The sequence below is a fragment of the Bacteroides sp. AF34-31BH genome (assembly GCF_003602795.1).
GTDB lineage: Bacteria > Bacteroidota > Bacteroidia > Bacteroidales > Bacteroidaceae > Bacteroides > Bacteroides uniformis.
In genome coordinates, this window is sequence record NZ_QTLV01000012.1 from 149394 (window position 1) to 158761 (window position 9368).

Sequence of the window (9368 nt, forward strand, 5' to 3'; positions counted from 1 at the left end):
ATAATATATTACTCAATTAACAAAGATTATGAAAAAGAAGTCTGGAACATCAGTTATTCAGCAGCGATTATTTGATATATGCGATGAAATGGCTGTATCACGCAGGGCTTTCTCTATGAATATTGGTAAATCAGCATCCTATTTAACAAACTTAGTGGATGATATAACCACTGAAGTTTTAAATAATATATTCGTCAAATATCCACAGATTAACCTTATGTGGATTATTACTGGAACTGGAGATAAATTCACAAGTCCTGATCCCACAGATGTACTTTTTCAACATCTAAAAGAAGAAAACAAAGAATTAAGAATAAGAAATGAAGAATTAAACCGTGAAATTGGCAGATTACAAGAACAACTCAAAGAAACTAAAAAAGATGCCCCCGAGGAGAACGATGCAAAATGTGCCACTGCAAGTTAATCAAGTTTGGAGAAACGGAGTATATAATACCTAAATATTAACACTACATATAAGTCTATCTGGGACGAAATCGGGACAAACTCAATGTGTAATCAACGAATCAACATATTATCATTTTCTAATAACCAGCTCTTTGGCGAAGCAGATACGTGCACAATAACTCGCCTCATTCCGACAAACAAGGCTTGACTTTCAACAAGTTAAGCTTTTTTTGTTCCGTTTTTGTTCCGCTAAATCACGAAAATAATAAAAACAAAGGTGTCGTTTTCGCTGTCTGCATCTTTATCCGTATCTTTGCATCAAATGCCGCTGGAAGTGTCCGGAATGGCTTTTAAATCCAATTAGGGGATGCCCCACTTAATGGTGTCCCCTTTTCACAGAATATCCCTTCTACAGAGTGTCAAGAAGCATTTTCCTATATCATACGGGCGTATAAGTGATTTTATTCTAATAGTACATTTATACTATACCCCTACTGGATGAAGTATTAAAGGGTATGCCAAAAATCCGGCTAACTTCCACTGAACGCAAAAGTGCGTTGAGTAAACTATTTACCCCTTACCGTAATCTTACCGTAAAATCAAATTACCCTTGTCCTAACCTTGTTATCTCTTTGTAGTTTTGCATCACATTGATTTTCACCAATGGTCATTTTTGACCTATGGCTTACTGATCCTATTTCATTGATAACGCTTGCTTATCGCTCGTTTGCTCAGTTCCACGCACGCACGTTTTTAATGGTTTAGATTCTTTAGTTCTCTTTGCGCACGTGCGTGTATGGACTGTGTAAAATGTAACATTCTCGACCATTTGCGCACATGCGTGTACATGCGCATGTGAACACATCAGATAATTCACTTAATTACGCCTATGCACACGCATGTATGACACTTGAGATAACTGCTTCAACGCAGAAGAAGCGCAGAGGAATTACTTCCGGTGCACTTCAATGACTTTTCCCAAATGATACACTATCGTCCAGAACGCATACAGATTGCAGCGGATTAAATGAGGTTCAAAAGAATATCCAGTAACTTCTACTATCGCTGTATCACGTTCTTTTGCGTAACCGACTGCCAATGCCAGATGCTTGTACTTCTTCGGCATGAACGGAAAGTTGCCGTTGTTGTAATCATCAATGAAATATTCTTTACCCGATTCTGTAACTTCGGGATTGAGTATATACTTGCCGTTTTCATCCTTCAGTAAATACCGGTTGGCGGTGATACCTTCTTTGATCTCTCTGTATTCGGCCTTCTTCGTACCGACAATAATCTCATCAAAATAAACCTGCTTGATAGGCAGATAAAGAGTTTCTTCTTTGTTCATAATCGTATTAGTTCGTAAATATATGAATTTAGCCCGGCATAATGTACACCGGGCACTAATTATTCTCCTAATGATTCTATGAACGTAGAAAGGATTGATAGAGTAAGGAGCATATCAAACGCTACGTTGTCATTGATTACGTCCTCTGATTGGTCATTCACTATTTGGCACATGATTCTGTTAATGTCGGCAAGCATTGCCCGTCTGTCTTCTTTATTACGCCATCTGCCTATCCATGACTCAGCGGTATCGCTGACTTTGATTTCTTTACTCATAAAACAAATTCAATTTACGGCAGGCAGTGTAAGCCATTGCCAGCCCGGTTATATTACTCAAACAATATTCGCTATTAGTTGCCAGTAGTAGGATAACACCTACTACCAGCAGGAAGATATAGAGTTTCATTTCTCTTTAGATAAAGCATTTAGTAACTCGTTGTAATTTGATAGTGTATCAATGGCATCAGCTAACATCTTTTGCTCTCTTTCCGAAGCATGCATTTGGTACATGAACATGATAATAGACATTGCGTCACATATTGAGGCTTTGTAGGTGTTTACCCCACCGTTACTGTTATCTCTCAATTCTTTAATAAGTTCTTGCGCTCTCTCATTCAGAAACATGGCTTTCAGGGTTTAGGTTAGTACTTCTTTTTTCTTCTTCATCAAATGCTTGGTTGATAATGTCACGTCCGACTACATCGCCTAAATTGGTTATCATTTCGCAAACCTTATCGCTCATCTCCCCTAATACGTTTCCGGGAAATACATCGTTCTTATATCCTTTGCTTTGGATGTAGTTATTTACTTGTGAATATAAATCGGTAGCGGTTCTTATCATATCCGCAATCTGTTCGTTAATCTCTAATGGAAAATACATAGTTTATATCTTTGTGGTGGGGTTTCTAAAACAGTAACCCCACCGGGTTAATTATCCTACTTTGATTAAATTCGCTACTTTAAAGCTTCTGAAAGCTGCTTTCTCATTATCGTAATAAATTATAAGGCTCTCATTCTTTTTGCGTTCTGTGCCCTTTGTTTCGGGTATTAAGCCCTCTTTCAGCGTACCCCATGCAGTACGGATTTCACCGTTAAGCTTTTGATAGAAAAACTTAACTACACCTTTCTTCAAAGCTGCTTTCAGTTTGAGAACCAGCCAAGCTTGTTTCATTGCTTCAGCCATTGAAAAGCCGTACACTTTAACCAGCATCCAAGCCTGCTTCATTAACTCTCTCATTTGATTTTTGAAATTCGTTGCCATAATCGTATATTTTATTAGTATTTATATCCGAAATAATTTTCCCAATAATCAATCTCTGCCTCAAAAGAAGCTACACACTCAGCTTTGCTTTCTTCGTACATGGCGAATACTTCTGCTTCACTCATTGATAATACCTGTTGGTATTCTCTGCACATCTGGTTTAAATCTTCTTTTGTCATAAGGCTTAAATGTTATTGTTTAACTTTGATGCTACAAAGGTGGTATTTTCATACCACACAAACAAAGAATAGTGTAATTATCATATATCTTTTAACTTTAATTAGTGATACGATAATACCACATCTTTAATATTAATGTATCTTTGCAGAAACAAAATCTATTAAGTATGATTGAGCAACTAAGAATTAAAGAGGCCATCAAAGAACATGGCACATCAATTAATGAAGTAGCTGAAAAGATGGGTATTTCCCGTTTTACTCTTAGCACTCATGTAAATGGTAACCCATCTACGGAGATTCTTTTGAGGATAGCCGATGCAATAGGCTGCCCGGTAACAGAACTATTCGAGCAACCAAAGAACGATAGTCTTTCTCTTACCTGTCCTCACTGTGGTAAGTCAATAACATTAAAAGCTGAGTGAGTATGAATACAAACGAAATAGATAAACTAAGCCTTGTAAAAGCTCATGCTCTGTTTGAGACGGGAGATATAGACCGTATCGAAGTAGGAACAATAAAGGGACTATGTGATATACACCGCTACTTGTTTGACGGACTGTATAACTTTGCCGGGAAGGTACGCACATTGAATATATCAAAAGGCAACTTCCGGTTTGCTAATTGTATGTATCTTGATGTTATGCTGCCAGTAATAGAAAAGATGCCGGAAACAACATTCGATGAAATAGTAGCGAAGTATGTTGAGGCAAATATAGCTCACCCCTTTATGGAAGGTAACGGGCGAACTATGCGCATTTGGCTTGATATGATATTAAAGAAGAATCTGGCAAAGGTTGTTGATTGGCGCAATGTAGACAAGCACCTGTATTTGCAAGCGATGGAGCGAAGCCCTATCAATGACTTAGAACTGCGTACTTTGTTGAATCAGGCACTTACCAGCCAGATAAATGACAGGGAAGTAATATTCAAGGGGATTACACAATCTTACTATTACGAAGGTTACGAACCGGAATAATATATTTATCACCTTACTCTTATTTTAGATAAAAGATGGATAGAAATTTCAATCTCAAATACTCCGTCAAAGGTTTTTCAGATGCGAAAGTAGCTGAATACTTGGAAGAATTAAGAAATAGGATTGTAACCAATGATTACACAAGGTCGCTCATATTTATCAAATATGGGAAATTGAATGTATTGAATGGACTTAAATCTATAATATCAGAAATATGTAATTGTTTAATCATAGGTAATACACAGGCAGCTATCACTTTGACAAATCATCTTTTTGAAAATAGCTTGAAACAAACCTTGATAATATGGGATTCACAAGGCCGTCAATTTGACGATTCTAAACGGATAGATGAAACATTTAAAAATGAGGTTGAAACCTATGATGATAAGGATATTGAGCCTAATATTAATAATTGCAAGAGAAAAGGGTTAATCACCAAAGATGAAGCTAAAAGGTTAATAGAGTTGAAGAATATATACAGAAATTCTTTTTCTCATGCCTCTTATACAAAGTTGTTTAAAGATGCTTCTGCGGTTATGTACTCAGGAAGTTTGAAGAATCCAACAGAAGTAAAAGAAGAAACAACAGATATATCCAAAGTTCCATTTCTTTATCTATTAGCTCAGGAAAAATTTGCAAATAAAAATGCCCTGAGCTATTTTCTTGAAGTATATGAATTTATAGATAAAATGGATAAGAAACTGTTAGACTTATATCCAGAAGTAAAAGAGTTTGTATTACGGCAAAGTAAAAATATTAAAAGTAAGTGATTATGGGAATAGCAAAAGAGCAATTATACGATAATCAACAAGAGGCGTTCTATGAATCGATGGCTGAACGCTTGGGAATAACATACGATGAAGTTGAAGAAATAGAACCTCAAATTAATGAAAATACAGGTAGTGACGAAGCTGTGTATGGTTATTACTTGACTTTTAAGGAGGATGCTCCGAGAGAAATTTTAGATAAAATCGAAAGATTAGATTCTAACGATTGTTTTTGGTTGGATATTTCCGACCTATACGATGAAGATTATGACGAAGAACAATATGAAGACATTGTCAATAAAACAAGTCCTTACAATGATTGTCTTACATCAATAGAAGAAGTAAAACAATTAATGAATATTCCTTTAAAGAAAGAGAAAAAATCAAGATATATTTTATACAGACAATTATATGCTTCTTTAATCTCAATTATGGAGGCATATTTATTTGAGAGATTATTATCAGCTATTGATAAGAATGAAAATTTATTGGCAAATTTTTTCTTATTCTATAACGGGGCACACAACTTTGATGAACATGATATTAAAAAAGCCAGGAAGTATCTTATGGAAAACATCTTATACCATAATCTCGCTACTGTTTCTAATATTTATAGTGAAACATTTAAATTTAGATTTCCTTCTTGCGAAAAAATAAAAAAAGCAATAAAATTGAGACATGATATAGTACATCGTAATGGTAAAACAGCTAATGGTGATTCTTTGATTGTAAGTAGAAAAGATATAGAACATCTTTCCGACAATATAAAAGAACTTATATCTAATCTTGAGTATAATATTTGCAATCCCTCCCTGCCTTTCAAGAATTAATATAGGGCCCCTACCTCACAATCCACGGAGTAGGGGCATTTTTCGTCATCCCGAAGCAAGACCTTTAGACTTATCGCCGGAGATGTTGCGTGCATACCGGTTAGTACTTCCACGAGGTACCATTCTACCTTTTTCCATACCCTTCAGTATTTGACCGAATGAATTGTTCCTCGCTTGTTCAAAGGTAGGTCTTTTGACTTGTACCCTTTGGGTTCCTGTTGTTTGATTTCTTCTTCTGACTCAACGTTAAGTTTTAAAATTACACATCAAATATACGAATTATTCCAGAAAATCTGGCATGTCCGGAAAGTCAAAATCATAGTCAGGTATTATAATCTCAGCATGAAACACTTCTTCTGCCGCTTTACCTGCCATCGTTTTCAGTCTTTCATACGCTTTCTCTGTCTGGGCATCCGGTTTCTTCTTACCTTGTGCTTTAGCGAGTGCCCAAAGAGCCTTATTCTTTGCTGATTTCTCCGCACGGCTACGTTTCCACCGCTTGGAACGGTAAGCCTCATAGAGCATCACCCGGAGCAGTTCTGTATTCTCTTCCGTCAAAGTGATGGAAGAACCGTTCATCTCAATAACAACATTGTCGGGTTGTTCCTGAGTAATCCGGATTCCATCTTGTATTACTTTTGTTGGTTTCATATGTTTTCATATTGCCAGGTAAATCATCCGAAGCAGACCTACCCGGACTGTTATCATTCGTACTTCTTTTGCATATACTTCTGGACTTTCTTCTGTGCATGTTCGCCATCACGAATGCACCATGCAGATATACCAAACTGTGAGGATTTTGGATAGTATTCATAAGTCTGCCCATTTTCATCTTTTCCCAGATTTGACCGGAACACTTCAAAATATACAATACCTTCCGGTGTGGTTCTTCGGTAGCAATACATCCGGTTACTTTCGTTTTTGGCTACCTGTTCAAAGGTATCACCGTACTTTTTAAATTTACCCTTTAATGGTGGGTACTTAATTGTTTGTAATCTATCCATATTCTTTTCTTGTTTTTGTATTAGCCACTTTCTCCGCAAAGACGAACATCTTATCACCTCACAAGAAAAAGTGGTTTAAATCTATTCTTTCCACACTTCACATATAAAACCTAACTCTCTTAACTCATTCATTCGGTATTCTTGTAATGGTCGAGGTTTTTCACCTGGCCGCTTCACTTCTACAAAAAAGGCTTTACCATTCTTCAGTACCAATAAATCAGGAATCCCGTTTTTGTTAGTGAGAATCAGCTTCACTACGTAATAGCCTTGCGCCTCCAGCCGCTTTATGATACGAGCCTGTATTTTACTTTCCAGTTCTGCCATGACTATCTCGCTTTTTTATTGAACCATGAAAGGGTAAAGTCCTGTTTCCCATGTACCGCTTCCAGTATCTTGCTTTCAATACCGCAGTCAGAGCAAAGGAAATAGACCTCTGCCGGTGCTGTCCGTTCTTTTGATACGAGCCGATTCCGTCCCTGCTCGTATGACAGAAAACTGAACTCCAGATTGAAGAATATCAAAGCATCAGCAGTATCAAGTCGAACTCCTTCACGTGCCCGGCGAACCTGTGAGATAAAAACCTTATCCGTTGATAATTGAAACACTTCCGGGCTATCCGTCCAGTTCTGGAAAACAGACTGCAATAACTCCGCTTCCGATTGGTACACATAGAATAGTGCAACCTTCTTCTCGGCGAACTGCTTACGGACAAATTCAGCCTTACTTTTGTCAAATGTCAAATGAAGCCCATTTTCAGCAATTACAGTACCGGATGATAACTGATGCAGCTTGGTAAGTAATTTAGCCGGAGTGTCGCCTAAAATGGCATTGCCATCTATTTCTACCATCAGGTTATCACGCATGGATTTTATGTATCGCCCGGTCCGGTCATTCATTGGTACTGATAGTATATGCTCGTTTATGTTCACCTCAAATCCGGCTTGTTCCTGTGAGTAACTGATGAACAAGTCTTTTGTGTCCCTGTCTATCTTCGCTTTGTCCGCATGGCCGTAGTCGTTGATGAAATAACCGTTCACCTTCTTCTGCTTTACGTTTACATAGACCTTTGCCCACTTGTAGAAAGTCTTGTATTCCTTCCACGGAGAGGAATCACATACCCAGAACTGATGGTATAACTGTGAATAGCTTTCAGGAGACGGTGTACCGGATAGATAAAGTACAGGCAGACCTTCGCAAATGGTCTTTATCTCCTGAGTTCGTTTGCTTGGTTTGGGGTATGCACCCAGCGAGTGAGCTTCATCAATAATCACAAGGTCGTACTTTCCCTTTGCCTTGTGCGCACTCTCGTAGTTGATAACGTCCAGTTGGAAGCTCACAGGTCTCAACGCCTCATAATCCGCTTTGATGGATGGGATAGCTTTCAGCTTGGTGATGAACAGTACACTTTGTGTATCGAAGTTGTCGGCAGCAGATAGTGCGGTAATGGTTTTTCCGGTCCTGCATTCCATAGACAGGTAACAGCAGCTGAATGCCACCAGTTTATAGGCGGCTTGTATGGCTATATATTGTTTTGGTATTTTCTTAATTGAATCATACGTTCACATGGATTTGGTTAATAACTCCTATCTCAGTGGCATAAGCGAGAATCTCACCTACCGTCATTCCTTTCTTTGCGTGCCGTTCTCTGAGAAGTACATCGGCAACATCCCAGTTGTCCGGCAAACCTTCACACGTCCGACTGACTGTTACATCTACGCCACTATCTTTCAGAATAGCCGCTTTTTCTTCCCATTTAGCGAACATCCCACTATCGGGGTATAAGACTACCCTTTTACCGATTAACGGCTGAAAAACGGCTGATTCCGTCCATTTGCAGCCATTACAGCCACCTGTTGCTATCCAAGTAATTTCAGGCATCAAAATAGAACAGATAAGGGCTGATTTCTCACTTTCGACAATTCCCACACGAGAAGCTTCTTTAACCAAGTGGCAACCAAAGAAAGTTTGCTGCAGGTTGGCTTCATAGTTTTTGAGAAGCGTTTTGCCTGCAAACCAAATTTTATCCATCGGTCGAGTGTCGAGCATATACTTTTGAGCTTTGTCGCTCCATAACTCCGCCTGGTCCTGCTTCTTCATCCGCTTACCGGTGGTGGGATTGTACGCCATTACTTTCAACTGGCATAGCCGACCTTTATCGTCAATCTGAGGAAAGGTCGTTGCCAACCCATCGTTATTTCTCCAGTGCCGGGATGTAACTACGTGATAAGCACCAAAGACACGGTTTGCCTCATCATTTCCAAATTCTTTAGCCATGAAACGGAACAGGTTATTGCTGGCCCGGTGGGTGTCAGTAATCAACAACGAGGAAGGAAGATAAGACACGGGAATAACTTTAGTCGGTTCCGGCTGCTTCCATCCTGTAAAGTCCGTCCGGTCATTGGTTGGATGTGCCTTGAAATATTCTGCCGGTGTCAAATGATAACCGCAACGTTCCCGGTTGCAACGTCCGCATGATTCGTCAATAGGAACATTTCTTTCATTAACATAAAGAGTGAACTCTTTCTTGTGTCCACATTGAGGGCAGGTGTAGCTAACACTTGAAAAGGGACCCGGAACAACATTTAAAACGTGCCCCACC

The 9368-nt window shown here is 38.6% G+C and carries 16 protein-coding genes; 5 read left to right on the forward strand and 11 right to left on the reverse strand.

Going from position 1 to position 9368, the window contains the following annotated elements; translation table 11 throughout:
• Window positions 1–28 precede the first annotated feature (28 nt).
• The gene (locus DWZ67_RS16520) at window positions 29–424 is read left to right on the forward strand and encodes a hypothetical protein (RefSeq protein ID WP_120139339.1); all 396 of its coding nucleotides are present in this window, start codon (window positions 29–31) and stop codon (window positions 422–424) included.
• A 930-nt stretch (window positions 425–1354) separates the two neighbouring features.
• Here the strand turns inward: DWZ67_RS16520 and DWZ67_RS16525 are convergent.
• The 6 genes from DWZ67_RS16525 to DWZ67_RS16550 all read right to left on the reverse strand — a co-directional run bounded on the left by DWZ67_RS16525 (window position 1355) and on the right by DWZ67_RS16550 (window position 3192).
• Window positions 1355–1753: a hypothetical protein gene (locus DWZ67_RS16525; protein ID WP_120139340.1), complete on the reverse strand. Its 399-nt coding sequence runs from the start codon at window positions 1751–1753 to the stop codon at window positions 1355–1357.
• 267 nt (window positions 1754–2020) lie between these two features.
• Complete coding sequence (locus DWZ67_RS20165) at window positions 2021–2158, reverse strand: hypothetical protein (RefSeq protein WP_165852486.1); 138 nt, start codon at window positions 2156–2158, stop codon at window positions 2021–2023.
• Window positions 2155–2376: a hypothetical protein gene (locus DWZ67_RS16535; RefSeq protein WP_120139342.1), complete on the reverse strand. Its 222-nt coding sequence runs from the start codon at window positions 2374–2376 to the stop codon at window positions 2155–2157. The genes DWZ67_RS20165 and DWZ67_RS16535 overlap by 4 nt, the downstream gene beginning before the upstream one ends.
• Window positions 2363–2632, reverse strand: coding sequence for a hypothetical protein (locus DWZ67_RS16540; RefSeq protein WP_120139343.1), 270 nt, complete (start codon window positions 2630–2632; stop codon window positions 2363–2365). Before DWZ67_RS16540 ends, DWZ67_RS16535 begins: the two co-directional genes overlap by 14 nt.
• 51 nt (window positions 2633–2683) lie before the next feature.
• The gene (locus tag DWZ67_RS16545; RefSeq protein WP_120139344.1) at window positions 2684–3013 is read right to left on the reverse strand and encodes an SH3 beta-barrel fold-containing protein; all 330 of its coding nucleotides are present in this window, start codon (window positions 3011–3013) and stop codon (window positions 2684–2686) included.
• Window positions 3014–3027: 14 nt separating this feature from the next.
• Window positions 3028–3192 (reverse strand): 1-aminocyclopropane-1-carboxylate synthase, encoded by a 165-nt coding sequence (locus tag DWZ67_RS16550; RefSeq protein ID WP_120139345.1) that lies wholly within the window; start codon window positions 3190–3192, stop codon window positions 3028–3030.
• Window positions 3193–3359: 167 nt separating this feature from the next.
• On the opposite strand from DWZ67_RS16550, the gene DWZ67_RS16555 reads away from it, so the two are divergent.
• From DWZ67_RS16555 to DWZ67_RS16570, 4 genes are read left to right on the forward strand one after another with little or no spacing between them, the layout of a single operon-like run.
• The gene (locus DWZ67_RS16555; protein ID WP_120139346.1) at window positions 3360–3614 is read left to right on the forward strand and encodes a helix-turn-helix domain-containing protein; all 255 of its coding nucleotides are present in this window, start codon (window positions 3360–3362) and stop codon (window positions 3612–3614) included.
• Window positions 3615–3616: 2 nt separating this feature from the next.
• Window positions 3617–4168: a protein adenylyltransferase Fic gene (gene fic / locus DWZ67_RS16560; RefSeq protein WP_120139347.1), complete on the forward strand. Its 552-nt coding sequence runs from the start codon at window positions 3617–3619 to the stop codon at window positions 4166–4168.
• 35 nt (window positions 4169–4203) lie between these two features.
• Complete coding sequence (locus DWZ67_RS16565; RefSeq protein WP_118170386.1) at window positions 4204–4938, forward strand: hypothetical protein; 735 nt, start codon at window positions 4204–4206, stop codon at window positions 4936–4938.
• A gap of 2 nt (window positions 4939–4940) precedes the next feature.
• The gene (locus tag DWZ67_RS16570) at window positions 4941–5765 is read left to right on the forward strand and encodes a hypothetical protein (protein ID WP_120139348.1); all 825 of its coding nucleotides are present in this window, start codon (window positions 4941–4943) and stop codon (window positions 5763–5765) included.
• A gap of 279 nt (window positions 5766–6044) precedes the next feature.
• On the opposite strand, the gene DWZ67_RS16575 is transcribed toward DWZ67_RS16570, so the two are convergent.
• From DWZ67_RS16575 to DWZ67_RS16595, 5 genes are all read right to left on the reverse strand, one after another.
• On the reverse strand, window positions 6045–6416 hold the full coding sequence (locus DWZ67_RS16575) for a hypothetical protein (protein ID WP_120139349.1): 372 nt from the start codon (window positions 6414–6416) through the stop codon (window positions 6045–6047).
• A gap of 53 nt (window positions 6417–6469) precedes the next feature.
• The gene (locus tag DWZ67_RS16580; RefSeq protein WP_032585545.1) at window positions 6470–6769 is read right to left on the reverse strand and encodes a hypothetical protein; all 300 of its coding nucleotides are present in this window, start codon (window positions 6767–6769) and stop codon (window positions 6470–6472) included.
• An 81-nt stretch (window positions 6770–6850) separates the two neighbouring features.
• Window positions 6851–7093 (reverse strand): VRR-NUC domain-containing protein, encoded by a 243-nt coding sequence (locus tag DWZ67_RS16585; protein ID WP_120139350.1) that lies wholly within the window; start codon window positions 7091–7093, stop codon window positions 6851–6853.
• A 2-nt stretch (window positions 7094–7095) separates the two neighbouring features.
• The gene (locus DWZ67_RS16590) at window positions 7096–8238 is read right to left on the reverse strand and encodes a hypothetical protein (RefSeq protein WP_243635180.1); all 1143 of its coding nucleotides are present in this window, start codon (window positions 8236–8238) and stop codon (window positions 7096–7098) included.
• An 82-nt stretch (window positions 8239–8320) separates the two neighbouring features.
• The gene (locus tag DWZ67_RS16595; RefSeq protein WP_120139351.1) at window positions 8321–9367 is read right to left on the reverse strand and encodes a DUF6371 domain-containing protein; all 1047 of its coding nucleotides are present in this window, start codon (window positions 9365–9367) and stop codon (window positions 8321–8323) included.
• Window position 9368: the final 1 nt, after the last annotated feature.